The organism is Gilliamella sp. Pas-s25 (genome assembly GCF_009795885.1).
Lineage (GTDB): Bacteria > Pseudomonadota > Gammaproteobacteria > Enterobacterales > Orbaceae > Gilliamella.
In genome coordinates this window covers 23,967-50,019 of sequence record NZ_WTEV01000016.1, presented here as the reverse complement: position 1 = coordinate 50,019, position 26,053 = coordinate 23,967, and the positions used below count along the sequence as shown (strand labels likewise).

Here is a 26,053-nt window from a genome sequence, read left to right as displayed (position 1 = left end):
TTGTAGCCTGAAAAGAGTATACCTCTGATTTTTTTTGTCACTTTTTGCGATCTTTTGGTAAACAGCGCTTGCAACAAGGATAAATTTTGCGTAAAATTCACGCCCTATAAGATTAATCGCGCAGACATATATGTTTAATCAAGTAATCGTCTGCTTTTTATTGCGGAGTTAAGTATGTACGCAGTTTTCCAAAGTGGTGGTAAACAACACCGAGTTAGCGAAGGACAAGTCGTTCGCTTGGAAAAAATTGAAGTCGAAACAGGTGCAGAAGTTGTTTTCGATAAAGTTTTAATGGTAGCAAATGGTGAAGACATCAAAGTTGGTGCTCCGTTTGTTGAAGGTGCAACAGTTAAAGCAGAAATTGTTGAGCACGGTCGTGGCGATAAAGTGAAAATTGTTAAATTCCGTCGTCGTAAACACTATCGTAAACAACAAGGTCACCGTCAGTGGTTCACTGATGTGAAGATCACTGCAATCGCTTAATAGGAGTATCGAACAATGGCACATAAGAAGGCTGGTGGTTCATCACGTAATGGTCGTGATTCCCAAAGTAAACGTTTAGGTGTTAAACGTTATGGTAGTCAAGAAGTTCTTGCTGGTAACATTTTAGTTCGTCAACGTGGAACTCAATTCCACCCAGGTACTAATGTAGGTTGTGGTCGTGACCATACTCTATTTGCCTTAATTGATGGACAAGTAAAGTTTGAAGTTAAAGGACCTAAAAACCGTCGTTATGTTAGTGTAGTTGCTAATAGCTAATTTAAAAGCGGTTCAAAAGTTATAGAAGCCTCACAGTTATTGTGGGGCTTTTTTCATTTCTTGAAATTTATATAAAATTGATGGCGATATGATAAAACAGCAAAATGTTCAATTAGGTTTTGCACTTGCCATGTTAACTGCAGTGATGTGGGGCATTGTGCCAGTTGCAATGAAATATGCACTAGTCGTTGTTGATCCATTAACATTAGCTTGGTCACGATTGGCTATTTCAGCGCTTGGTATTACTATCTGGCTGGCTTACAAAAAGCAATTCCCTAATTTAATGATGTTTAAAAAACGTCGTCGTTTTATTTTATTGATGATTGCTGGATTTGGATTGTTGGGTAATTTTGCATTATTTGCAAGTGCTGTTCAGTATCTTTCTGCCACAACAGCGCAGGTGGTTGGGCAAACTGGCATTGTGATATTTATGATTTCAAGTGCTTTTATTTTTAAAGAGCGACTAAGACCGACTCAGATTATTGGTATTTTAGTTTTACTCACTGGGCTTGTACTATTTTTTAATAAAAATATTGTCGATCTTTTTTCTAATATGTCTGCGTATAGCATCGGTATTTGGCTTGGTTTACTTGCATCTGTATCGTGGGCTTGCTATGCGCTTGCCCAAAAAGTGCTATTACGAAAATTACGTGCAGAACAACTACTTTGGTTAATCTATCTTATTTGTACTGTATTTTTGTTGCCTTTTACTTCACCAAGTAAAATAGCCAATGCTGATGCAACGCAACTGTTTGCTATCATATTTTGTGGTTTGAATACCATTATTGCTTACGGGGCGTTAGTGATGGCAATGGAAAGGTGGCAAGCTGCACAAGTGAGTGCTATAACAACCTTAACACCATTATTTGCACTGATCTTTTCAGATTTGTTTGCATTAATTTGGCCTGAAAAGTTTGCTATGCAATATTTAAATATTTTAGGTTATATTGGCGCAGTGTCTGTTGTTGCGGGCGCAATGTTTGCCACCATTGGGCATTACCTTTGGCATCCAAGAAAAGGCTGGCTAATTAACCGCAATAAAGGGGAAGAATAATGAAATTTGTTGATGAAGCATCAATTCGAGTTGAAGCAGGAGATGGTGGAAACGGTTGTGTCGGTTTTCGCAGAGAAAAGTATATACCAAAAGGTGGCCCTGATGGTGGCGACGGTGGTGATGGTGGTGATGTCTTTTTTGTTGCTGATGAAAATTTAAACACACTTGTTGATTTCCAGTTTGAAAAAAATTATCGCGCAGAACGAGGTCAAAATGGACAAGGTTCTGATTGTACGGGTAAACGTGGTCGAGATATTACTGTTAAAGTGCCGGTGGGAACACGTATTACGGACAAATATACTGGCGAAATTATCGGTGATTTAACGCATCATCAACAAAAAGTGTTAGTTGCCAAAGGTGGCTTTCATGGACTTGGAAATGCGCGTTTTAAATCATCGGTTAATCGTGCGCCAAGACAAAAAACTGATGGTACTCCGGGTGAAAAGCGTGATGTGCTATTAGAATTATTATTGCTTGCTGATGTGGGGATGTTAGGCTTGCCTAATGCTGGTAAATCAACCTTCATTCGCGCTGTTTCAGCGGCTAAACCGAAAGTTGCCGATTATCCATTTACCACTTTAGTACCTAGTTTGGGTGTGGTTCGAATGGATAATGAGCAAAGTTTTGTTGTTGCTGATATTCCCGGTTTGATTGAAGGTGCATCAGATGGTGCAGGGCTTGGTATTCGGTTTTTAAAACACCTTGAACGCTGTCGTGTTTTAGTTCATTTAATTGATATGGCGCCAGTAGATGAATCAGATCCGATAGAAAACGCTAAAGTAATCATTCAAGAAGTTCAACAATATAGTGAAAAATTAGCGAATAAACCACGTTGGTTAGTATTTAATAAAATGGATGTATTAGGGCCCGAGGAGAGTGCTAAACGTGCGGCTGAAATTGCTAAGGCGCTTGACTGGCAGGATAAATATTATGTTATTTCCTCCATTAATCAAGAAGGCGTAAAAGCGTTATGCTGGGATTTAATGGAATATATCAATGCCCATCCACGCGAAGCTGAACCAGAAGAATCATCACCCGAAAAAGTTGAATTTATGTGGGATGATTATCATCAACAAGCAATGGATGAAGCTTTTGATGATGACGATGATTTCGATGATTGGGATGAAAGTGATGAAGAGGGCGTAGAGTTTATTTATCAAAAATAATCAGTATTACGGTCTTTTATCTGGATTTAGCTATTGTATAAAAACGTTTTATCAAAGCAATAAAAGCAGAAAGGAAATGTTCTGCTTATTTTTTAACGAGTTGAATATAAAACCAGTTTTATAAAATAAGTGAGTCAGGTATTTATTTTCATTTAATTTAGGAAAGCCTAAAAAATGCTTGCTTTTAGTAATGAGAATCATTATCATTATTGAGTACTTTGTTAGAGCCTAAACAGCTTCTGAAAAAGTATGACATTGCTCACATTGCTTCCAATGTTTGCCAGACTAGCATCGCTAAGCTGGCTTTTTTATTTTTGGGTGATTCATAACTATTTTATTTTCAAGTACTAGCTATTTGCTAATTCATTGTTGATGTCAAATAAAATGAGTAATGCTGCGCTGCCGCCAAACTCTTTGGGTGCTTGATGGAAGCAGATAACATGAGGATGCTGAGCTAGCCACATAGGTGTTTGTGTTTTTAATATATTTTTTCCATGCCCATACATGATGCATGCGCAATGGGCTCTCTCTTTTAAACACGCGGCGATAAGCGCTGCAATCTCTTTTTTAGCCTCTTGCTGAGTGAGTCCATGTAAATCCAAAAAAAATTCTGGTTCATAAAATCCACGGCGTAATTTTTTTACTTCATAAGGATCGGCATTTTCTCGACTATAGCGGATAGGATCTTGTTGCAATAGCGGTTGATAATTATCGGAAAAATAAAACTCAGCATGTGTTTTTTCATGCTGTAGTTTTTGTGTTTCCATTATTTTTTTGGAGCGTTTCACCGGTTTATGAATAACAGTATCTTGTTTTAGCTTTTTGGTGTTACCAATACTATTTTGAAACAAGTTTATGTCATCTTGGTCTAAATTAAATTTATTTGGCATTAATTTTCACTCTGGGTAAACTTTTTGTTTAAATTCACACAAATCTTCTATAACACAAGAACCGCATCTAGGCTTTCTGGCAATGCAGGTATAACGACCATGTAATATTAGCCAATGGTGGCAATTTATTTTATATTCTTTCGGTACCACCTTCAGCAATTTTTCTTCAACTGCTTCGACAGTTTTACCAGGTGCAAAACCTGTACGGTTACTTACTCTAAATATATGCGTATCAACGGCAATGGTCGGCCAACCAAACGCCGTATTTAACACAACATTGGCTGTTTTACGACCCACACCCGGTAACTCAATAAGTGAATCGAAATTTTCTGGCACTTCGCCTTGATATTTATCAACTAAAATTTGACATGTTTTTATAATGTTTTCAGCTTTACTATTATAAAGCCCAATGGTACGAATATAACTTTTTAATTGATCAACGCCAAGTGCTAAAATTTGCTGTGCTGTATTGGCTACAGCAAAAAGTGGTTTTGTTGCTTTGTTGACACTTACATCGGTTGCTTGAGCCGATAGAACAACAGCAATAAGTAATTCAAATGGCGTTTGGTATACAAGCTCGGTGGTTGGATCTTTAATATGATCTTTTAGTCTGTCTAAAATTTGAATTCGAGTTGATTGTTTCACTAAATAATTAATATCCCCAAATAGTTTGTTTGATATTATATACTGTATTTGCAGTTTATCTGTAAGTTAAATTTAGTTTTTATAGACGTTTTAGTTTTGGCTATCAACGATATATGTAGATTGTAATTTTACCAAATAACAATCTTATCTAATTTTTATTCACTCAAATACATAAATCGTCTGCTTTTTAGCATGGGCTTTTTGTGATAAGCTAGCCCACTATTTTTAATTTCATAATACAAGGTTTGTTATAAAAATGTCGTTACCAATGATTGTCACCTTTGCTGTGTACATTTTAGGGATGATTGCGATTGGTTTTTTTGCGTTTCGTGCAACGCAAAACTTTGGTGATTATATTCTAGGTGGACGCCGTATTGGTAGTGTTGTGACAGCACTTTCAGCAGGTGCTTCAGACATGAGTGGTTGGTTATTAATGGGGCTACCTGGCGCGGTTTTCTTGTTTGGTATATCACAAAGTTGGATTGCCATTGGTTTGATAATTGGCGCGTATCTCAATTGGTTACTGATTGCTGGAAGGTTGCGTGTTTTTACCGAAATCAACCATAACTCTTTAACATTACCCGATTATTTTGCTCGTCGATTTGATGATAAAAGTTCTTTACTTCGCATTATTTCTGCGGTGATTATTCTTATCTTTTTTACTATTTATTGTGCATCCGGTGTGGTTGCTGGCGCAAAATTATTCGAAAGTACATTTGGTATGAGTTATGGTTGGGCAATGCTTGCTGGCGCTGGTGCAACAATTGCTTATACTTTTATTGGTGGTTTTTTAGCTGTCAGTTGGACTGATACTATTCAAGCAAGTTTAATGATGTTTGCACTTATTTTAACCCCTATTATGGTTATGGTGAATGCTGGGGGCTTTTCTGATGCAATGGCATATATTCAATCGCTTAATCCTAATTACACCAATTTATTTGCTCACATGGATTTTATCGCTATTATTTCATTATTAGGCTGGGGGCTTGGTTATTTTGGGCAACCCCATATTTTAGCCAGATTTATGGCAGCTGATTCACACCAAGTCATGAAAAATGCACGCCGAATTAGTATGACTTGGATGGTGTTATGTTTAGCTGGAGCTATTACGGTTGGCTTTTTTGGTATTGCTTTTTTCTCTAATCATCCAGAATTTGTCTATTTGATTAATAACGGCAAACATGAGCGCATTTTTATTGAGCTTTCAAAGTTATTATTTAATCCTTGGATTGCAGGTGTATTGCTTGCAGCTATTTTAGCTGCGGTAATGAGCACATTAAGTTGCCAGCTATTAGTTTGTTCTAGTGCTATAACGGAAGATTTTTACCGCGCCTTTTTTAGACCAAAAGCAAAACAAAAAGAACTTGTTTGGGTTGGGCGTATAATGGTGTTATTAGTTTCAGTTATTGCGATTTTATTAGCCATTAATCCAAATAATAGCGTACTTGATTTAGTCAGCCATGCTTGGGCTGGATTTGGTGCAGCGTTTGGCCCAATTATTGTTTTTTCGGTATTTTGGTCACGAATGACTCGTAATGGCGCATTAGCTGGTATGATAATTGGTGCAGTAACCGTATTGCTTTGGATTAATTTTAATTGGTTTAATCTATACTCTCTCATTCCTGGGTTTTTATTTGCTTCAATTGCGATTGTTGTGTTTAGCTTATGTGATAAAAAACCTAATGAAATAGTGGAAGATCATTTTAAACAAGCGTATAAACGTTATCATAATAAAACAGTATAAATTTCATTAAAGTAGAATATAAACGTAATAAAATTTAATAGGTAGAATATATGACAAAAAATGTGATCAAACAACTGCAAGAGCGTGGACTGATTGCGCAGCTTACCGATGAAAAAGCACTAGTAGAACAAATTGAAAAAAATCCTATTGCGCTTTATTGTGGTTTTGATCCAACAGCCGATAGCTTGCATCTTGGACATTTGGTACCGTTGCTTTGTTTAAAGCGCTTTCAATTAGCTGGACATAAACCTGTAGCTTTAGTCGGTGGAGCAACAGGATTAATTGGTGATCCAAGTTTTAAAGCCGTTGAGCGAAAACTCAATACTGAAGAGACAGTTGTTGAGTGGAGTGAAAAAATTAAACAACAAGTTTCACCATTTTTAGATTTTAATTGTGGTGAAAATGCGGCAATTGTGGCCAATAACTACGATTGGTTTAGTGGTATGAATGTGCTGACATTTTTACGTGATGTTGGTAAGTATTTCTCGGTTAATGCGATGATCAATAAAGAATCAGTTAAGCAACGTATTGATCGTGACGAAGTAGGGATCTCATTTACTGAGTTTTCTTATAGTTTATTACAGTCGTATGATTTTGCTTGTTTGAATCAATCGCATGATGTTGTTTTACAAATTGGTGGTTCTGATCAGTGGGGTAACATTACTGCCGGTATTGATTTAACTCGTCGTTTACATCAAAAACAGGTTTATGGTTTGACTGTGCCGTTAATTACTAAATCAGATGGAACTAAATTTGGTAAAACTGAAAGTGGTGCAGTATGGCTGGATCCTAAAAAGACCAGTCCGTATAAATTTTATCAATTCTGGATTAATACGGCAGATGCGGATGTTTATCGATTCTTAAAATTCTTTACATTTATGCCGTTAAATGAAATTGACGCTTTGGAAGAAGAAGATAAAAATAGTGGTGTTGCACCAAGGGCTCAATATGTACTTGCGGAACAAGTTACGCGTCTAGTTCATGGTGAGGATGGACTCATTGCAGCAAAACGTATTACAGAAAGCCTATTTTCTGGTAAGTTAACGGATTTATCTGAAGCTGATTTTGAGCAGTTAGCCCAAGATGGTATGCCGACGTTAGTTGTTGACAGTGAAGTTGATTTACAGCAAGCAATCGTTAATGCGCAGTTTGCACCCTCAAGAGGTCAAGCAAGAACGATGATTGAATCTAATGCCATTTCAATTAATGGTGAACGTAATACAACAATAGATTACCATTTTTCAGATAGTGATAAGCTTTTTAATCGTTATACTTTGCTTCGTCGTGGTAAAAAATATTATTGCTTGTTAATTTGGAGCTAATTTCATGAAAAATATTTTATCGATTCAGTCTCATGTTGTATTTGGTCATGCAGGAAATAGCGCAGCTGAATTTCCTATGCGTCGATTAGGGGTAAATGTTTGGCCTTTAAATACCGTACAATTTTCTAATCATACTCAATATCGCCAATGGACTGGAACGGTAATGTCAGCATCTCATTTAACTGAGATTGCAGATGGCATTCATGAAATTGATGAACTAAAACGTTGTGATGCGGTATTAAGTGGCTATATGGGATCACCTGAGCAAGGCAATGCTATTATTGAGATTGTTAAAAAAGTAAAAGCGGTTAATCCTAATGCTATTTATTTTTGCGATCCTGTAATGGGGCATCCTGAAAAAGGTTGCTTTGTTGCCCCAGGTGTATCAGAGTTTTTATGCAATACTGCGCTGCCTATGGCAGATATGATGGCACCAAATATTTTGGAGCTTGAAGAGCTAAATGGTAAACAACGTGTCAATAATGTTGAACAGGCAATTATAGCTTGTCGAGAATTATGTAAAAAAGGGCCTAAGGCGATCTTAGTTAAACATTTAAGCCGAGCTGGATATAAAATTGATCGGTTTGAAATGTTGCTTGTGACTCAAGATGAAGCATGGCATATTGATCGCCCACTTGTTGATTTTGGTGTAAGGCAGCCGGTTGGTGTTGGTGATATGACAAGTGGATTATTTTTAGCTAATATTTTACTTGGAAAATCATTGGTTGAAGCCTTAGAGCATACTACTTCGGCGGTGTATGCGGTTATGCTTGAAACCTTAAAACAAGATGAATATGAATTACAATTAGTTGCAGCACAAAGTGAAATTGAAAAACCAACACAATGGTTTAATGCAAAAAAAATTGATTAATTATAAAAATATGTAAAAATGGAACTAGCTAACGGTTAGTGTTAAATTTATGAGGGGATAATGGACTATATTTCATTAGGAGTGATGCTCGCTGATTTACGAGAACAAATGGGATTAACTCAAGATGATATTGCCAATAAAATTCATGTGCGAAAAACTGTGATTGACGATATCGAAAAAAATCAGTTGCCTCATGCCCCTCTAGTTTTTGTCAAAGGTTATATTCGTTCTTATGCAGAAATTGTCGGCTTATCAGCTGATCAGTATCAACCTCATATCGATGAATTAACCAAACAATCTAAGTCACAACAAAAAAAAATTCAACCGCACACGTTTATAACAAAGAAACAAGGAAAGGCTCCATTTATCTTAATCAGTATATTTATTCTTCTTTGTGCGCTTGGTATAACTTTATATTATGTTAATAAGGACGATAAAGATAATCTTATTGAAGTAAGTCATTATATTTCTCCATCCCCTATTACCCGTGTTAATAGTTAGCAAATTTTCTTATTCTCATACAGACATTTGCCTTAAATCTTGTTAAGATTGCTGGCTAGTTATTTTGTAATATGGTTAAGTGTGTATGAGTCATCAGGATTCACCAATTGTTAGACGAGAATCTACCCGAATTTATGTCGGCAATGTTCCTATTGGTGGCGGAGCCCCAATAGCTGTTCAATCGATGACAAATACGCGTACTACTGATGTCGAAAAAACGGTAGCTCAAATTCAAGCGCTTGAACGTGTTGGGGTGGATATTGTGCGCGTTTCTATTCCAACAATGGATGCGGCCGAAGCGTTTAAATTGATTAAACAACAAGCCAAAGTACCACTGATTGCTGATATTCATTTTGATTATCGTATTGCTTTAAAAGTGGCAGAATATGGCGTTGATTGTTTAAGAATTAATCCCGGTAATATAGGCAATGAATCAAGGATCCGTGCGGTTGTTGATTGTGCAAAAGATAAAAATATTCCAATACGTATTGGGGTTAATTCAGGTTCACTTGAAAAAGATATTCAAGAAAAATATGGTGAACCTACTCCCAAAGCGATTGTCGAGTCAGCAATGCGTCATGTTGATATACTTGATAGACTTAGTTTTGATCAATTTAAGGTCAGTGTAAAAGCATCTGATGTGTTTACTGCGGTTGATGCTTATCGTTTGTTAGCTAAACAAATTAAGCAGCCATTGCATTTGGGCATAACTGAGGCTGGTGGCGTGCGGAGTGGTGCAATTAAATCGGCTATTGGGTTGGGATTATTGCTATCAGAAGGGATTGGCGATACACTCCGAGTATCTTTAGCGGCCGATCCTACGGAAGAAGTGAAAGTTGGATTTGATATTTTAAAATCACTGCGTATAAGGTCTCGTGGTATTAATTTTATTGCCTGTCCAACTTGTTCGCGCCAAGAGTTTGATGTGATTAATACCGTCAATGCATTAGAGCAGCGATTAGAAGATATTATTACACCAATGGATGTGTCAATTATTGGTTGTGTGGTTAACGGTCCAGGCGAAGCGTTAGCTTCAACCATGGGAGTTGCTGGCGGTCATAACAAAAGTGGTTTTTATGAAGATGGTGTGCGTATTGGCCGTATTGATAATGAACAAATGATTGATGAGTTAGAAGCTAAAATTCGAGCTAAAGCATTAATATTGAAAAACAGAATTACAGCAACTGAATTATAATTTTATTAGATAGCGAATAAATAAATGACAGAGAGAAAGATCCAATCTATACGAGGAATGAATGATTTACTCCCAACAGATAGTGCATGTTGGCAACAGATTGAAAAAATCGTTAAAGGCGTATTAAACAGTTATGGCTATAACGAAATTAGAACGCCTATTGTTGAAGATACTGCGCTATTTAAAAGAGCAGTCGGTGAAGTTACCGATATTGTTGAAAAAGAGATGTATACGTTCAATGATCGTAATGATGAAAGTATTACTTTACGTCCAGAAATTACCGCCGGTTGTGTCCGTGCAGGCATTGAACATGGCCTTTTTTACAATCAAGAACAACGCCTTTGGTATTTAGGTCCTGCTTTCCGTTATGAAAAACCGCAAAAAGGGCGTTATCGCCAATTCCATCAATTTGGTGTTGAAGTCTTTGGGCTTGACGGACCCAATATTGATGCTGAGCTTATTTTATTAACGGCACGTTTCTGGAAAGCTTTGGGTATCGAACAGCATACCTCTCTTGAGCTAAATTCAATAGGTTCGATTGAAGCTAGAGCTAATTATCGAAATGCACTAGTTGCTTTTCTTGAACAACATAAAGATAAATTGGATGAAGACTGTTTACGTAGAATGTATACTAATCCATTGCGTGTTCTTGATTCAAAAAATCCAGTTGTCCAAGAACTACTTAATCAGGCTCCAAAACTGTTTGATTATTTAGATGAAGATTCTAAACAACATTTTGAAGGATTATGCCGTTTATTGGATAACGCTGGAATAAAATACAATATTAATCAAAGATTAGTTCGTGGATTAGATTACTATAATCGAACTGTTTTTGAATGGGTAACCAGTAGTTTAGGTGCACAAGGTACCGTGTGTGGTGGTGGTCGTTATGATGGGCTTGTAAGCCAACTAGGTGGACAACCAACACCAGCAGTGGGTTTTGCAATGGGCGTTGAGCGTTTAGTGTTATTAGTTCAAGCCGTTAATCCATCATTTAACCGTGATAATTTGATTGATGTGTATATGATATCTTCTGGTGATGAAAAGACAATTGCAGCAGCACAAGGTGTAGCAGAGCAATTGCGCGATGGGCTACCTGATTGGCGAATTATGACAAATTATGGTAGTAGTAATTTTAAGAAACAATTTGCCAAAGCTGATAAGTTAGGTGCTAAAATAGCAGTCATTATTGGTGAAAATGAATTAGCTAATCAGTCAGTCATGATTAAAAATTTACAAACAGGCGAACAAGTTGAAGTTGCACAAAAAGAAGTTGTCCAAACTTGTTTGTCGATTAAGTAAAAGATATAGGAGAAAAATGTGAGTCATCAGTTATCGAGTGAAGAACAACTGGAAGAGATAAAAGGCTTTTTTGCTAAAACATGGAAAATTATGGTTGCGATTTTGGTAATCGGATTACTAGCCTTTTTTGGCTGGCGCTATTGGCAATCATATAACGCTGAAAAGGCGATTGAATCGTCAGATAAGTATGAACAGTTAATAGCTCAATTAGATGATAATAAACCAGATTCCGTTAATGAGTTAGTCGCTTTTGCTAAAGACAACGATACTATTTATAGTGTATTTGCTAATTTACGCGCGGCAAAATTTTATGTTGAAGTATTAAAAGATTATTCTGGCGCGCAAACATTATTAGTCGATGCATTAAAGAAAACCGATTCAGAGCCAGTCAAAGCAATTACCAATATTCGTATAGCGCGTTTACAGTACCAACAAGGTCAATATCAAGACAGTTTAACATCGCTAAGCCATGTGACTAGCGAAAGCTGGGGAGCTGTAATTAATGATCTTCGTGGTGATGTGTTAGTTAAAATGACGCGTTATGCTGATGCAGTGAGTGCTTATAACGTTGCTTTAACTTCTAATCCAACCAAAGATTTAGAAGAAAACATTAAAATGAAGTTGAATCAAGCTGAATATTTAAAAGCAAAACAACAAGCTGAACAAGAAGCTCAAGCAGTTAAAGAACAGGCAGAACAAGAAGCTCAGGCAAAAAAAACTGCAACGGAAGAAAGTAAAAATTAATTTATCCTGCTATAAGGGGCTATACAATGAAGTTATCAAAATATCTTTTTACTGGTGTTTTTATGTTTTCACTTGCTGGGTGCTCTTTATTCGGTGGGGAAGAAGAGATTGTTCAAATTTCACCTTCACCAGCAGTGAATAATCAATTTCCTATTCAACAAGTATGGCGAAATAGCACTGCTGGCAATACTCATATTTATTCATTATTAGGTCCGATTAATTATGATAATGCTATTTATGTTGCAAGTCGTAGTGGACAAGTTAAAGCAATTGATTTAATAAGTGGCAAAACCATATGGGATGTCAACTTATCGCAAAGCACGCTTTTTAGCAGCAAAACAGCATTGTTTTCAGGTGGTGTAAGTGCTGATGATAAATATGTTTACGTAGGTAGTGAGCGCGCTGTTGTGTATGCGTTAGATCGTAACAGTGGTAAAGTGGTGTGGGAAAAAACAGTAAAAGGTGAAGTGCTTGCTCGCCCAGTGCCTGCTGAGGACAAATTGATAATTCATACTGCAAATGGCATTCTTCAAGGTCTTAATCGTGATACTGGTGATTATTTGTGGGATGTTTCTTTCGACGTTCCTGCACTGTCGCTAAGAGGCAACTCTACACCGACTATCGCTCATGGTGCCGCTATTGTTGGCGATGATAATGGTCGAGTAAATGCTTACTTTATTAATGATGGGCAATTAATTTGGCAGCAACGTATTTCACAGCCATCAGGCTCTACTGAAATTGCAAAATTAAACGATGTTGATTCAACCCCTGTAGTTGAAGGTAATTTAGTTTATTCCGTTGGTTATAATGGCAGTTTAGTTGCGCTTGATTTGAGTAATGGTCAAACTGTTTGGCGTAAAGGACTTGGTTCTACTCATAGCTTTGCGGTTGATACTAATCGATTATTTGTTGTCGACCAAAATGACAATGTTCAAGCTATTGCCAAGAATGGTGGTGGTGAGCTTTGGACGCAACCAAATCTTACACATCGTCAGTTAACCGATCCTGTTATCTATCAAAATTATGTGGTATTTGGTGATTTTGAAGGCTACCTCTATTGGTTAAATGCTGACAATGGGGAGCTTGCAGCTAAGACTCAAGTGAGCAGTAGTGGATTAATATCGAAACCATTAGTCGTAGACAATAAAGTCATTGTTCAAGCTAAAAATGGTGATATTTACGCTTTTACAAAAAATTAATACACAAAATTAAAGTAATTTAGAGAATAAACATGGTACCTGTAGTAGCACTTGTTGGTCGTCCAAATGTTGGAAAGTCGACTTTATTTAATCGGTTAACGCGAACCCGAGATGCCTTAGTGGCTGACTTTCCTGGATTAACACGTGATCGCAAATATGGACGAGCAGAAATTAAGGGCCATGAATATATCTTGATTGATACTGGTGGTATTGATGGCTCTGAAGATGGGGTTGAAAGCTTTATGGCTGAACAATCCCTGCAAGCAATAGAAGAAGCTGATATTGTTCTTTTCTTGGTTGATGCTAGAGCGGGTGCGATGCCTGCCGATCATGCTATCGCTAAGCATTTACGCTCTCGTCAAAAAGCCACTTTTTTAGTGGCTAATAAAATTGATGGTATTGATGCCGATACTGCAATTTCTGATTTTTACGGCTTAGGATTGGGCGAAATTCATCCCATTGCAGCTAGCCATGGTCGAGGTGTAAGCTCGTTAATTGAAACGGTATTAGATCCTATTTTTCAGTTTGATGATGAACAAAATAGCGATTTTGATGACGATGAACAATCTAACGACTTATCTCAATGTTATGATGATTCCGATCTTGATGATACAGAATCATTAATTAACCAACCTATAAAAGTTGCTATCGTGGGGCGTCCAAATGTAGGTAAGTCAACACTAACTAATCGAATTTTAGGGGAAGAGCGCGTTGTTGTATATGATATGCCTGGCACAACGCGTGACAGTATCTATATCCCCATGACACGTGATGAACGAGAGTATATCTTGATTGATACCGCTGGTGTTCGTAAGCGAGGAAAAGTCACCGAAACCGTTGAAAAATTTTCCGTCATTAAAACGTTACAAGCCATTGAAGATGCTAATGTTGTCATTTTAGTTATAGATGCCCGTGAAGGTATATCCGATCAAGACCTATCATTACTAGGGTTTATTATTAATAGTGGGCGCTCACTTGTGATAGCTGTTAATAAATGGGATGGTTTATCACAAGATATCAAAGAGCAAGTGAAAACAACACTAGATGATAGGCTAGACTTTATTGATTTTGCTCGTGTACATTTTATTTCTGCCTTGCATGGTAGTGGTGTTGGTAACTTATTTGACTCCATTCAAGAAGCGTATGATTGTGCAACGCGCCGTGTCAACACCGCCTTATTGACTAAGATTATGCAAATGGCACAAGATGATCATCAGCCTCCTTTGGTGCGAGGGCGTCGTGTTAAATTAAAATATGCGCATGCTGGGGGGTATAATCCACCTATTGTCGTTATTCATGGTAATCAAGTTGAAGACTTGCCTGATTCCTATAAGCGTTATTTGATGAACTATTTTAGACGCTCGCTAAAAATTATGGGCTCACCAATTCGAATTCAGTTTAAAGAAGGGGCTAATCCATTTGAAGGGCGGAAAAATAGTTTAACCGCATCACAGCAACGAAAACGACGCCGATTGATGAAACATGTTAGAGGCCGAAAATAGTTTATGTCAAAATCACTGGCAGTTGAGCAGGGGCAAGAAGGCATTTGCCCAAAGTGTCATCATAAAATGAGTATTGTTTCGCCTCAACATTTTAATTGTCTTCATTGTAAGCAAGATTATTTAGAACAATATATTTGCCCGACTTGTCTGCAAAAAGCGCAGATGGTTAAGGGCTGCGGGTCGGTGAACTATATTTGCCCAACTGATGGTTTAATCTCCAGCAGTAAGGTGGTATTTCATTATTTACCAGAATAGAAGATATTATCTATATTAAAGCCATATGAGGTTATTTTATGCGAATTATTTTATTAGGCGCACCAGGAGCAGGAAAGGGAACCCAAGCACAATTTATTATGCAAAAATATGGAATTCCCCAAATTTCAACTGGTGATATGTTACGTGCAGCAGTAAAAGCGGGTACAGCGCTTGGTTTGCAAGCAAAAGAATTAATGGATGCGGGTAAATTGGTTACCGATGAACTTGTTATTGCATTAGTGAAAGAGCGTATTGCACAAAGCGATTGCGCAAATGGTTTTTTGTTAGATGGTTTTCCTCGTACTGTTCCTCAAGCAGATGCCATGAAAGCGGCAGGTATTGATATAGACTATGTGCTTGAATTTGATGTGCCTGATGCTGTAATTATTGATCGTATGAGTGGACGACGTATTCATGCGGCTTCAGGTCGTGTTTATCATATTCGTCATAATCCACCTAAAGTTGAAAATATTGATGATGTCACTGGTGAACCGCTGACTATTCGCAAAGATGATAATGAAGATATTGTACGTAAACGCCTTGTTGAATATCACGATTTAACTAAACCACTTATGAGTTATTACCAGCATGAAGCCAAAGAAGGGCGCACACACTATTTCCGTGTAGATGGGACCCAGCCTGTTGCTGATGTAACAAAAGAATTAGCTAAAATTTTAGGATAATTGGTTATCTATAAAAAGCGCAAGGTAGTATTAACTATCTTGCGCTTTTTTATTTCAAATAGATTAATATCACCACTTATACAGCGATAAACTAAAAGCTGAACCACGATAAACTCGCCTAAAAATCTTTAGAAAATGTACTGATTTTATTAGATTTTTTAAAGTAATTCTTGTTTTAGCAGAGGATAGACTCTTCAGCAAAAATATTTAGGTAGCGTATTGATTCTATTTGTTTTCTATGAAGAGCCTTATCGGTAACAGTAAGGCTCTACTTTTAGCAAAAAAGTAAAGTATTATAAAACCATCCTTACAATATCAATTTCACCCAACTCTTTATAAAGATTTTCGATTTGATCAATATGCGTGGCATTAATGGTAATTGATACTGAATGATAATTGCCTTTACTGCTCGGTTTAATTGATGGTGTATAATCACCTGGCGCATGACGTTGAATCACAGATACCACTTTGTCAACAAGTTCAGGTTTAGCTTCGCCCATTACTTTGTAAGTGAAAGAACATGGGAACTCTAATAATTCATTTAATTTTGTTGGTTGCATAATCTTATTTTTCTCAGTTAATAGGTTCAATGTATTGGTATCAAAAGTGTTTACTATATATAGGCTGTTTATCACTCTTCAAGTAACGAATAATAAACATTGCTTTTTAAAGTATATATTTTGATCTATGATAAGAAAATTCTAACATAGTGAAATAAGCGTTTTTTACTATTTACCAATAAGGCTAAAACAATATGTCATCTAAATCCAAAAATAAAGAACCTTTTGGCACATTATTAGGTTATGCACCGGGCGGGGTTGCTATTTATTCTTCTGATTATGAAACATTGGATCGAAATCAATACCCGAATGATGGATCATTTCGTAGCTATTCTGGCTATGAGTATATGGGATATAAATGGCAATGTGTTGAATTTGCTAGGCGTTTTTTATTCTTAAATTACGGTATCGTTTTTACTGATGTAGGAATGGCGCACGAAATTTTTTCACTACGTTTTTTAAGGCAAGTTGTTAATGAGGCGATTTTACCTTTGCAAGCCTTTGCTAATGGTAGCAAAAAAATGCCAGAAGCAGGTTCTTTGTTGGTATGGGATGATGGTGGCGTATTTGACAGAACAGGCCATGTAGCTATTATCACTGAAGTATTTGAAGACAAAGTCCGAATTGCTGAACAAAATGTAATACATACACGTTTACCTATTGGGCAGCAATGGACGCGTGAGCTTAAAATGACGGTGTCTAGTGAAGGTTATCATTTACATGATACGTTTGATGACACGAAAATTTTAGGTTGGATGATTCAAACTGATAACACTGAGTATAGTTTACCTCAACCTAAAATTCCTCAGCCTTTACTTCAAATTCATAGTGCTCATATTAAAAACGAAGGGCAATTTGATAAAAAATGGTTAGATGAATCAGATCCATTAGAACATGCGTATGTATTAGCGACAGGTCATGCGATTAGTCATGATGATCATTATCGTTATTTCACTATTTCAGAAAGTGCTGAGCAAGAGTTAATTAAGGCTACCAATGAATTACATTTAATGTATTTACATGCCACCGACAAGGTATTAAAGGATGACAATTTATTACTTAATTTTAATATTCCTGAAATATTATGGCCAAGATTAAGGCTTTCGTGGCAACAGCGTCGTTATCAAATGATTACCGGCCGATTAGATTTTTGTATGGATGAACGTGGCTTTAAAGTCTATGAATATAATGCCGATTCGGCCTCTTGTCATACAGAAGCTGGGAAAATATTAGCAAACTGGGCGACACAAGCAAGAATTAGTGAAGGAACAAACCCGAGTGAGGGTTTACTTAATGCTTTAGCGAATTGCTGGAAGCATAGTGATGCGCAAGCATTTGTACATATTATGCGCGATGATGATAGTGAAGAAAATTATCACGCTTTATTCATGCAAAAAGCCATGACTTTGGCAGGAATAGATAGCAAAATTTTACGCGGATTAAGTGGACTGAGATGGGATAAACGAGGCCGGCTAGTGGACGATGAAGATCGCCAAGTCACTTGTGTTTGGAAAACATGGGCTTGGGAAACTGTTTTAGAACAGCTTCGACAAGAAAGTGAAGCACAAGTTGCCGGTTTGCCGATTCGTACTTGGCACCCTGATAATACCGTAAGATTAATTGATGTGCTTTTACGGCCTGAGGTATCTGTTTTTGAACCTTTATGGACCGTTATTCCAAGTAATAAGGCGATTTTGCCGGTATTGTGGTCATTATTCCCTAACCATCGTTATTTATTAGAATCGACTTTTGAACTCAACGATAACTTAATAAAAAAAGGTTATGCGATCAAACCTATTGCGGGGCGAAGAGGCAGTAATATTGAACTGGTCAACAGTAAAGAGCAAATACTCGATAAAACACTTGGCAAATTTGCTAAACAAGAAAATATTTATCAAGAGTTATGGTGTTTACCTAAAGTTGATGAAAGGTATTTGCAGTTATGTACTTTTACGGTTGGTGGCCATTATGGCGGTACTTGTTTACGTTCAGATCCTACTTTAGTGATAAAAGGCGAAAGCGATATGCAGCCATTACGCGTGTTAACCGATGAAGAGTTTTTAAAATAATTTTGTGAAAAACTTTCAGGAAAGTATGTGTTTCAGTATAAATTTGTAACAGGCTAGCAGAGTCATAATTGACTTGAAAAATTTTATAAACCAAATGGTTATAAATTTTTATATATGGTTTATATAAAGTGTTTTATTTGTAGTGAAACTTATCAAAAATATGAATAAAAATTAATAATATCCATAATGATATCAATTACAATAATGGTGTTTTCTGTTAAACTTATTTTTGATGTGTACAAATGCTAACAAATAAAATAATAGGAAAAATAGAAAGGAACATATGGCAAATACATTACTTCGAAGTGGCGATATCAAAGATTTCAAAGTGTTGGGGTATGATGGTAAAGCTGCCTACTTAGTTGCTACTCAAATCCGTGAAATGTTTAGAGTTAAATTAGGCAAACAATATGCCGATTATTTAGCTATTCCTCAACGCAATGATCATGGCAATATTATTGATTGGTATATTCCTTTTGATTCAAATCAGCCTGATGGGCAATATGATATTATTCCTTGGACTTCAGCTAGCGAATCTGAGCAACAGTCGGCGCTGGCTTTACTGAAAGAATTTGAACATAAAGTGATGAATTTTGGCAAACAACTAGCCAGTAATCCTAATTTAGAAGGTGATCAACTGCTTTTTAGCCGACTTATTTATGATCCAAAAAATAATGTTGATAGTGCTGAACCTAATTTGATGGCAATACGTTTTCCCAGTAATCAATTTGTTTATATTGTTAACGGTAAACCGGTGATTACTTTCTGGGGATTTGTATATCCGCACACCTCTCAGGGTAATTCTCCATTCTATAGTTTAGAACCGGTAGCAAAAGTTGCACAAGCAGCAGCCGTTACTTCTGCGACGCCTATTGATAATAAACCATGGTGGAAACGTTGGTGGATATGGTTGCTAGGGTTATTACCATTATTATTGTTGCTTTTATTAGCGTTATTTTTGCTACGCGGTTGTTGGTTAAAACCTGAGATATCGATTAATCCGAATGTATCTTTAGATAATAGCAATATTAGTCAACCTGAAAAGGATGACAAGCAGGATAAAAAAGAGACAGAACCAGAATTAAAAACTGAGCCAAGAAATGTGGTTGTTGATAATCGGTTGGGTGTCACAGGTAGTGCTATACCAAATGGCACGATTTTAGACAATGCAACCAATACTCCGACTAACCCCGATGTAGCAAGTGATTCGGTCGATCATTCTGTAGTACCAGATAATGCAAATGAGGGTAATAATACTTCAAATCCAGATGCGCAAGATAATAAAGATAATAAAAATGATCAAGTGACTGCGCCTGATGTGGGTAAAACAGATGATAAAGATGAAAAATCAACGCCTACCGATCCCGATAAAAAAGATAATACAGATGTTCAAAATGGACAAGACAAAGATAGCGCTGACCAAACTTCTTCTTCACCATCAGATAAAGATAATAAAGCAGATTCTAATGCTGCGGTTGATCAAACCAATAATTTAGCCTTACCAGCAGATGCAATCAAGCAAGGATCTACAAAATTCTTAGATGGTCAATGGTCCGCCAATGGTGGTATTCAAGACAAAGCCACAGGTAAACCGTTGCAATTAAGTTATAACTTTAAAGATGGCAATGGCGAAGTCACTATAACACGTAGTGACGGTGTAAAATGTACAGGTAATGTTGGCACCGATATTAAAAATGCTAATTTAGGTATAGCGGGTAACACTGAGGCTGTTTGTAGTGATAATACCAAATATCAATTACCCAAAATTCAATGCACACCAGGCAAAGATAATAAAGCCAATTGCCAAGGAATTTATAATAATGGGACTGCATTCCCAATAACGATGAAAAAACAATAAAGGTTGTATATGCTTCCAGAATTACGCAATTATGGTCAAGAAGTGACACTGATTATGAATAGTGGTATTCAGTTTCTTGATTTTGCACTTAAAATCGATTGGAAAGATAATCAGTGGCGCAGTAAAGTTAATGGATCCTTTATTGATCCATCAGAAAGTGGTGCACTCATCAGGTTGATTGAAGATGTGGAAAGTGGTCAATTTTTTACACCTGATAATCCAACATTTGCTGTCAAACCAACACAAGAAATTAGTGTTGATCAGTCGTTAAAATTATACAATGGTATTTGGTTACCTGTGCCTGTTTTGCGTTCAATACCGCCAGAGCGCTTTGATCAAGGACCGCATAATTGGAGCCGAGTTCGAATTGTTAGCATTCCTGAAGGTGAAGATCCTGATGGCAATACACATCGAATTACGTTTGCTTTTGATACAAAAGTATTTGCTAACTTACAAGATGTGGCTTACCTTGCTCCAACCGAAAATGATGTGATGACTGGTGCAGTCTTTAGTTTAGCACATCGTTCTGATCAGGTTTCATGGTATTTAGAGCTCAAATGGATAACCAGTTGGTTAATTGATCTCTTTCAAGAGCTGGCGCCACAATCTGAGCGGTTAAAGATCCATAAAGATGATCTTAATCAAGAAATTAAAAGCAAATCTTATTATGGACACTACCTAAATATCATCCATTTACTTGCCGATTCATTGCAATTACCGACCATTAAAATTGTGTCAAACAATAAAGATGATGTGGTGAAATCAATTCCTGTCGATATGATTTTAGATGTGGGTAATTCACGTACTTGTGGGATTCTAATTGAAGATCATGCTCAAGATAAAGATAGTTTAAATCATCGTTATGAGCTTGAAATCCGCGATTTAACTCAGCCTGAACATATTTATAATGAACCGTTTGAAAGTCGAGTTGAATTTGCCCAAACTTTTTTTGGCAAGGAACATTTTTCTTTGCAAAGTGGGCGACGTGACACGTTTCGTTGGCCAAGTATTGTCCGTGTTGGTCAAGAAGCAAGCCGACTTGCCAGTCGGCGTGAAGGCAATGAAGGCGCAACGGGACTTTCAAGCCCAAAACGTTATTTGTGGGATCAAGATAAATATGAACAAGGGTGGCGTTTTAACTCTCATTATGTAAAAAGTGATCATGAACCATTTGCAACGGCAGAGCCTTTTTCGAGTTTAATTAATGAATATGGTGAAGCATTGCATATTCTTAGCAATGATATTCAAGAAGAGTATGATCGCAAAATGCCGGTTTTCCACCCAAAATACTCTCGTAGCTCCTTGATGACGTTTATGTTATGTGAAGTATTAATGCATGCATTAATGCAAATGAATAGTGTCGCTCAGCGTAATAAATTAGAGCATGCGAAAACACCACGTAATTTACGTTCAATTATTTTAACGATTCCACCAGCCATGCCAAAACCCGAACAAGCAATATTTAAAAGTTGCGTATATCAAGCCATCGGTTTGGTTTGGAAAAGCCTTGGTTGGGATAGTTCAGATAACAATATTGATTTCAATAACCCTGAGCAATTAAAAAGTGTTTGGCCAAATATTCCTGAAGTTTATATCCAATGGGATGAAGCAACTTGTGGCCAAGTTGTGTATCTTTTTAACGAAACACAAAATAATTATAATGGGCGATGTGAAGAGTTTATTGCCTCAATGATCCGTCCGGATAAAGCCGATAAGCAAAAACTAACGATTGCAACGGTTGATATTGGTGGTGGCACAACCGATTTAGTGATTAATGATTATCAATTAGACTACGGCGGTAACGGGCAAGCCAACAGTAGTAATGCTTATATTGTACCAACTCAGCGTTTTCGTGATGGATTCAAAGTCGCTGGAGATGATATTTTACTCGACATTATCCAAGATACCGTTATAACGGCTTTAACAAATGGTTTAAAACAAGCTGGAATTGCAGACCCTAACCCAATTTTGTCCACCATTATTGGCTCTCAGCAGCTATCAATTCAAGATGCGGTATTACGCCAACAACTTACCTTACAGCTATTTATTCCAGTTGGGTTACAAATATTAAAAGCATACGAACTTTATGATCCATTACACGCAGAGCAACATGTCTATTGTTCTACTTTCGGTGAATTATTACAACACAATATGATGACCGATAACGTGTTTAATTTTATTAATGAACCGATTAAGCGCGCATTAAATAATCCTGATTTTTCAGTACTTGACTTAAGTATCGAAATTAATCTTAAACGTATTCATTATTTATTTATTCGGGGTGATTATTACAATATTTGTAAAACGTTTGATGCGTTATCAGAGATTATTAGTTGTTATCAGTGTGATGTTCTTTTGTTAACTGGTCGACCTTCGCGTTTACCCGGTATCCAAAGTTATTTTCGATCACGCTTATCCATGCCTGCTGGTCGAATTTTGCCTTTGCATGGTTATTATACTGGTGGTTGGTATCCTTTCCATAAACAAGAACGAATTGATGATCCTAAAACAACGGCCGCTGTGGGGGCGATGTTGTGCTTTTTAAGTAAGAATTTACGATTACCTAATTTCTATTTTAGATCCTCTAATATAGATTTATATTCAACTGTTAAGTACATTGGACTTTTAGATAATCTTAATATGATTAAAAAAGAAAATGTCTATTACCAAGATATTGATCTGGATAATCCTGATTATGATTTTCCTAATCTCTCATTTGAAATTCGAGGCACTACAAGACTTGGTTTTAGGCAACTTGATGTTGACCGTTGGCCAGCATCGCCTATCTATATTTTAACGATTGAAAGCAGTGAAGTGGCTAAGCGATTAAGCGCTGAAGGCGTCGTGTTAGAAGTGACTTTAGGCATAAAAAATAAACAAAAAGCGATCGAAAATTTTTATATTAAAGACGTAAAAGCCTCTGATGGGCGAGCCTGTAATAAAAATCAGGATATTAAACTAAGTTTAAATACCATGGTTAACTCGGGGTTAATAAGTACGCAATATTGGCTTGATAGTGGAATGATAAAACGATGAAAAACTTAAATGAACAACTGCCTAAATCTTGGGATCAGGTCTATCAAGCATCTGCAAAGGCCATTGAGTGGGTGAATCAAACACGCCATTCATCTAAACGTTTAAATAGCGAAGCGGATAACTTAATTTTGGATTTGCGTCGGTTACGTAACAGCGCAAAACGATTGGGAGATGTCTCAACTAAATCTGTTGCAGTTGGTTTTTTTGGATTATCACAGGCCGGTAAATCCTACCTTATTTCAGCACTGGCAGCCGGTGAAAATGGTAAGCTTGAAACGGTTGTCGATAATGAAGTGTTAGATTTTATTGACCATGTTAATCCCGTGGGTAGCGGTAAAGAGGCGACGGGGCTTGTCACTCGCTTTAGCCGTATTGCCAAAGGGGGCATACCTAACTATCCGTTAGAATTAAAATTATTTAAAGAGATCGAAATTGTCAAAATCTTGATAAATGCTTATTTTAAAGATTTTGATCAACAAAAAGTATCTAATAAAATCGAGTTTGCACCGTTAAATCAGACCATTCAACGCTTAGAAAATCAGAAACAAACCAATTATGTTGGTGGTGTTAGCGAGGATGATATTGTTGATCTTTACGATTATTTATCTGAAAATTTTGGTAACTCGCTTGAAGAATTGAAAGGAGGATATTGGGAAAAAGTAACGCACCTTATTCCTTATTTATCAATAGCAGAGCGTGGCAAGCTGTTTTCTGTCTTATGGGGTGGAATTACTGAATTGACGATAATTTATACTCAATTGGCGACAACATTATCAAGTTTAGACTATGCTGAAACTGTGTATGCGCCGCTTTCTGTATTAGTGAAAGATAATAATGGCACCAAGTCGCAAATTGACAGTATTATGAATGTCGATATTCTTGAGCGATTAAATACCGACAAAGATTCATCGATTACCATAACGCCATTAAATAGCGCACCAACATCAATATCTTTAGCGCAATTGGCTTTTTTAACCGCCGAATTAATTTTCCCATTAGTCAATAAAACCAGAGTGCCCACTTTTGAAAATGTGGATTTGCTTGATTTTCCTGGATATCGAGGGCGTTTAAATTTGATATCGATTTCAGATGTGAAAGAAGGTAACCCTATTGCTCAACTTTTATTACGGGGTAAAGTTGCTTATCTTTTTGAAAAATATACTGATAGCCAAGAAATGAACGTGCTAGTTGTTTGCACTCCGTCAGATAAACAATCTGATGTTAATGATGTTGGTCCAGTACTTGAGCGTTGGATCGATAAAACCCAAGGTGAAACTGCTGAAAAAAGGGCAACGAAAAAAGCGGGGTTATTATGGGCAATCACCATGTTTGATAAGCGCATTGGTACCTCATTAACGCTATCAGAAGACAATCTTAAAAATAGCTGGGGTAAAGGTGGGTTACTTCAGCAAACTATTTTAGAACGCTTTGGTAGTTACGATTGGTTAAGCAACTGGTCTAACGAACATCAATTTAATAATGTCTTTCTTGTCCGCAAACCGGGATTTGATGTACCGTTTTTAAATGTCGAGCCGAACACTTGCCAAGAGCAATCTTATAATGAAAATTATCAAGGTAAAATGAATGTATTAAGAAATACATTTGTGCAAAATAGTGATATCAAACAGTATGTGTTCCAACCAGAAGAAGCATGGGATGCCATGTTAAAACTCAATGATGGAGGTATAGGGCGAATTAGCCAATACTTAGAACAAGTGGCTATTACTGAAGTCAAACAGCAACGAATTGTTGAACAGCTTAATGAAAAAATTGCATATATTATTAATATGCGTTTTGATACTTGGTATCAAGCAGACAATGCTGAAGAGCTAGCTAAGAAAAAACAAATCATTGCTGATGTTGTTAAAGAGTTACAGAGCAAAGCACTATTATTAGGCGAACTACTTAAAGCGTTTGAACTGCCGGATCAAACCATTAGAGCACTTTATCACTCCAATACTGTCGAAAATGAAACGCAGCAAGCTGGCAATGATAATTTGTTAGGTAATTTATCTAATGATTTTGGTTTAACGGCTGACTTTGAACTATTTTCTGATGTTAATTCATCATCAACCACCAAACAAAGCACCCAATTACCTACTGAATCAAAGTTTGCAAAAACAGTTTTTTCGGCATGGTTAGATCATTTAAGAAATATTGTGCTAGATAAGCATATCTTAGATTTTTTTGGTATCAGTCAAAAATCACTCTCTTTTATGGTAGAAGAACTGATTACTGCTGCAAATCGAATGAAACTTGAAGCAAGTTTAAGTGAACGCATTTTACATAATGAAAATATAGGTAGTAAACGTGATGATCTAGAGTCTAGACAAGTCAGTACTATTCATACGTTACTGGCCGACTTTATTGCTTGGCTTGGTTTTATTCAAGGGCAAGCAAGTGATATACCAATGAGCAAAGTTAATCAGGGTAAACCAATATTTTCTTCACCATTAAGCGAATTTAATGTGCAATCATCGCATTTATTACCAAAGCTAGATGATAATACTAAAAATTATTCTCAGCATGCGATATTTGATTGGTTTATTGCCTTTGCTATGCTTGCGCAAGAAAATGTAGGGCATCATGCAGGACGCGAAATTAGCCAAGAACAAAATAGTCAATTGGGCACCATTCTTGCTTCTTTCAAGCAATCGCAGATTAATTAAAAATAACAAAGTATAGTAGGAAAGTCTTT

Annotated in this window: 22 protein-coding genes; 19 read left to right on the top strand and 3 right to left on the bottom strand. The window is 36.7% G+C overall.

Going from position 1 to position 26,053, the window contains the following annotated elements:
- The first annotated feature begins 174 nt into the window (after window positions 1–174).
- From rplU to cgtA, 4 genes are all read left to right on the top strand, one after another.
- Window positions 175–483: a 50S ribosomal protein L21 gene (gene rplU, locus GQ593_RS08415; protein ID WP_160431642.1), complete on the top strand. Its 309-nt coding sequence runs from the start codon at window positions 175–177 to the stop codon at window positions 481–483.
- A gap of 15 nt (window positions 484–498) precedes the next feature.
- On the top strand, window positions 499–759 hold the full coding sequence (gene rpmA, locus GQ593_RS08410) for a 50S ribosomal protein L27 (RefSeq protein WP_034915250.1): 261 nt from the start codon (window positions 499–501) through the stop codon (window positions 757–759).
- A gap of 88 nt (window positions 760–847) precedes the next feature.
- Window positions 848–1,813: a DMT family transporter gene (locus GQ593_RS08405; RefSeq protein WP_160431641.1), complete on the top strand. Its 966-nt coding sequence runs from the start codon at window positions 848–850 to the stop codon at window positions 1,811–1,813.
- Window positions 1,813–2,979, top strand: coding sequence for an Obg family GTPase CgtA (cgtA, locus tag GQ593_RS08400; RefSeq protein WP_160431640.1), 1,167 nt, complete (start codon window positions 1,813–1,815; stop codon window positions 2,977–2,979). The genes GQ593_RS08405 and cgtA overlap by 1 nt, the downstream gene beginning before the upstream one ends.
- A gap of 347 nt (window positions 2,980–3,326) precedes the next feature.
- Here cgtA and smrB read toward each other — a convergent pair whose 3' ends face one another.
- On the bottom strand, window positions 3,327–3,869 hold the full coding sequence (gene smrB / locus GQ593_RS08395) for an endonuclease SmrB (RefSeq protein WP_160431639.1): 543 nt from the start codon (window positions 3,867–3,869) through the stop codon (window positions 3,327–3,329).
- A 6-nt stretch (window positions 3,870–3,875) separates the two neighbouring features.
- On the bottom strand, window positions 3,876–4,514 hold the full coding sequence (gene nth, locus GQ593_RS08390; protein WP_160431638.1) for an endonuclease III: 639 nt from the start codon (window positions 4,512–4,514) through the stop codon (window positions 3,876–3,878).
- 250 nt (window positions 4,515–4,764) lie between these two features.
- Between nth and putP the strand changes: the two genes are divergently transcribed.
- The 11 genes from putP to adk all read left to right on the top strand — a co-directional run bounded on the left by putP (window position 4,765) and on the right by adk (window position 15,832).
- Window positions 4,765–6,258, top strand: a complete 1,494-nt coding sequence (putP, locus tag GQ593_RS08385) for a sodium/proline symporter PutP (RefSeq protein WP_160431660.1) — start codon at window positions 4,765–4,767, stop codon at window positions 6,256–6,258.
- A gap of 50 nt (window positions 6,259–6,308) precedes the next feature.
- Window positions 6,309–7,580, top strand: a complete 1,272-nt coding sequence (gene tyrS, locus GQ593_RS08380) for a tyrosine--tRNA ligase (protein WP_160431637.1) — start codon at window positions 6,309–6,311, stop codon at window positions 7,578–7,580.
- A gap of 4 nt (window positions 7,581–7,584) precedes the next feature.
- The gene (gene pdxY, locus GQ593_RS08375) at window positions 7,585–8,451 is read left to right on the top strand and encodes a pyridoxal kinase PdxY (protein ID WP_160431636.1); all 867 of its coding nucleotides are present in this window, start codon (window positions 7,585–7,587) and stop codon (window positions 8,449–8,451) included.
- Between the two features lie 60 nt (window positions 8,452–8,511).
- Window positions 8,512–8,952 (top strand): helix-turn-helix domain-containing protein, encoded by a 441-nt coding sequence (locus GQ593_RS08370; RefSeq protein WP_160431635.1) that lies wholly within the window; start codon window positions 8,512–8,514, stop codon window positions 8,950–8,952.
- Window positions 8,953–9,037: 85 nt separating this feature from the next.
- Complete coding sequence (gene ispG / locus GQ593_RS08365; RefSeq protein WP_160431634.1) at window positions 9,038–10,147, top strand: flavodoxin-dependent (E)-4-hydroxy-3-methylbut-2-enyl-diphosphate synthase; 1,110 nt, start codon at window positions 9,038–9,040, stop codon at window positions 10,145–10,147.
- A 24-nt stretch (window positions 10,148–10,171) separates the two neighbouring features.
- Window positions 10,172–11,449, top strand: a complete 1,278-nt coding sequence (gene hisS, locus GQ593_RS08360) for a histidine--tRNA ligase (RefSeq protein WP_160431633.1) — start codon at window positions 10,172–10,174, stop codon at window positions 11,447–11,449.
- An 18-nt stretch (window positions 11,450–11,467) separates the two neighbouring features.
- Window positions 11,468–12,193 (top strand): tetratricopeptide repeat protein, encoded by a 726-nt coding sequence (locus tag GQ593_RS08355; RefSeq protein ID WP_160431632.1) that lies wholly within the window; start codon window positions 11,468–11,470, stop codon window positions 12,191–12,193.
- A 26-nt stretch (window positions 12,194–12,219) separates the two neighbouring features.
- Window positions 12,220–13,392, top strand: a complete 1,173-nt coding sequence (bamB, locus tag GQ593_RS08350; RefSeq protein WP_160431631.1) for an outer membrane protein assembly factor BamB — start codon at window positions 12,220–12,222, stop codon at window positions 13,390–13,392.
- Window positions 13,393–13,424: 32 nt separating this feature from the next.
- Window positions 13,425–14,894: a ribosome biogenesis GTPase Der gene (gene der, locus GQ593_RS08345; protein ID WP_160431630.1), complete on the top strand. Its 1,470-nt coding sequence runs from the start codon at window positions 13,425–13,427 to the stop codon at window positions 14,892–14,894.
- 3 nt (window positions 14,895–14,897) lie between these two features.
- The gene (locus tag GQ593_RS08340) at window positions 14,898–15,149 is read left to right on the top strand and encodes a YfgJ family double zinc ribbon protein (RefSeq protein WP_160431629.1); all 252 of its coding nucleotides are present in this window, start codon (window positions 14,898–14,900) and stop codon (window positions 15,147–15,149) included.
- Window positions 15,150–15,187: 38 nt separating this feature from the next.
- Window positions 15,188–15,832, top strand: a complete 645-nt coding sequence (adk, locus tag GQ593_RS08335) for an adenylate kinase (protein ID WP_160431628.1) — start codon at window positions 15,188–15,190, stop codon at window positions 15,830–15,832.
- Window positions 15,833–16,125: 293 nt separating this feature from the next.
- Here adk and ybeD read toward each other — a convergent pair whose 3' ends face one another.
- On the bottom strand, window positions 16,126–16,392 hold the full coding sequence (ybeD, locus tag GQ593_RS08330; protein ID WP_085247195.1) for a DUF493 family protein YbeD: 267 nt from the start codon (window positions 16,390–16,392) through the stop codon (window positions 16,126–16,128).
- A 194-nt stretch (window positions 16,393–16,586) separates the two neighbouring features.
- Here ybeD and gss point away from each other — a divergent pair, with 194 nt between their 5' ends.
- From gss to GQ593_RS08310, 4 genes are all read left to right on the top strand, one after another.
- On the top strand, window positions 16,587–18,461 hold the full coding sequence (gene gss, locus GQ593_RS08325) for a bifunctional glutathionylspermidine amidase/synthase (RefSeq protein ID WP_160431627.1): 1,875 nt from the start codon (window positions 16,587–16,589) through the stop codon (window positions 18,459–18,461).
- Between the two features lie 283 nt (window positions 18,462–18,744).
- Window positions 18,745–20,319, top strand: coding sequence for an SrfA family protein (locus tag GQ593_RS08320; RefSeq protein ID WP_160431626.1), 1,575 nt, complete (start codon window positions 18,745–18,747; stop codon window positions 20,317–20,319).
- Between the two features lie 9 nt (window positions 20,320–20,328).
- Entirely contained in the window at window positions 20,329–23,355 is a 3,027-nt protein-coding gene (locus GQ593_RS08315) for a virulence factor SrfB (RefSeq protein WP_160431625.1), read from the top strand.
- Entirely contained in the window at window positions 23,352–26,024 is a 2,673-nt protein-coding gene (locus GQ593_RS08310; RefSeq protein WP_160431624.1) for a putative virulence factor, read from the top strand. The genes GQ593_RS08315 and GQ593_RS08310 overlap by 4 nt, the downstream gene beginning before the upstream one ends.
- Window positions 26,025–26,053: the final 29 nt, after the last annotated feature.

Excerpts from the sequence above, each read along its gene's own strand:
- rplU (WP_160431642.1), top strand. The coding sequence starts at position 175 with ATGTACGCAGTTTTCCAAAGTGGTGGTAAACAACACCGAGTTAGCGAA.
- rpmA (WP_034915250.1), top strand. The coding sequence starts at position 499 with ATGGCACATAAGAAGGCTGGTGGTTCATCACGTAATGGTCGTGATTCC.
- GQ593_RS08405 (WP_160431641.1), top strand. The coding sequence starts at position 848 with ATGATAAAACAGCAAAATGTTCAATTAGGTTTTGCACTTGCCATGTTA.
- cgtA (WP_160431640.1), top strand. The coding sequence starts at position 1,813 with ATGAAATTTGTTGATGAAGCATCAATTCGAGTTGAAGCAGGAGATGGT.
- smrB (WP_160431639.1), bottom strand. The coding sequence starts at position 3,869 with ATGCCAAATAAATTTAATTTAGACCAAGATGACATAAACTTGTTTCAA.
- tyrS (WP_160431637.1), top strand. The coding sequence starts at position 6,309 with ATGACAAAAAATGTGATCAAACAACTGCAAGAGCGTGGACTGATTGCG.
- pdxY (WP_160431636.1), top strand. The coding sequence starts at position 7,585 with ATGAAAAATATTTTATCGATTCAGTCTCATGTTGTATTTGGTCATGCA.
- GQ593_RS08370 (WP_160431635.1), top strand. The coding sequence starts at position 8,512 with ATGGACTATATTTCATTAGGAGTGATGCTCGCTGATTTACGAGAACAA.
- ispG (WP_160431634.1), top strand. The coding sequence starts at position 9,038 with ATGAGTCATCAGGATTCACCAATTGTTAGACGAGAATCTACCCGAATT.
- hisS (WP_160431633.1), top strand. The coding sequence starts at position 10,172 with ATGACAGAGAGAAAGATCCAATCTATACGAGGAATGAATGATTTACTC.
- bamB (WP_160431631.1), top strand. The coding sequence starts at position 12,220 with ATGAAGTTATCAAAATATCTTTTTACTGGTGTTTTTATGTTTTCACTT.
- der (WP_160431630.1), top strand. The coding sequence starts at position 13,425 with ATGGTACCTGTAGTAGCACTTGTTGGTCGTCCAAATGTTGGAAAGTCG.
- GQ593_RS08340 (WP_160431629.1), top strand. The coding sequence starts at position 14,898 with ATGTCAAAATCACTGGCAGTTGAGCAGGGGCAAGAAGGCATTTGCCCA.
- adk (WP_160431628.1), top strand. The coding sequence starts at position 15,188 with ATGCGAATTATTTTATTAGGCGCACCAGGAGCAGGAAAGGGAACCCAA.
- ybeD (WP_085247195.1), bottom strand. The coding sequence starts at position 16,392 with ATGCAACCAACAAAATTAAATGAATTATTAGAGTTCCCATGTTCTTTC.
- gss (WP_160431627.1), top strand. The coding sequence starts at position 16,587 with ATGTCATCTAAATCCAAAAATAAAGAACCTTTTGGCACATTATTAGGT.
- GQ593_RS08320 (WP_160431626.1), top strand. The coding sequence starts at position 18,745 with ATGGCAAATACATTACTTCGAAGTGGCGATATCAAAGATTTCAAAGTG.
- GQ593_RS08315 (WP_160431625.1), top strand. The coding sequence starts at position 20,329 with ATGCTTCCAGAATTACGCAATTATGGTCAAGAAGTGACACTGATTATG.
- GQ593_RS08310 (WP_160431624.1), top strand. The coding sequence starts at position 23,352 with ATGAAAAACTTAAATGAACAACTGCCTAAATCTTGGGATCAGGTCTAT.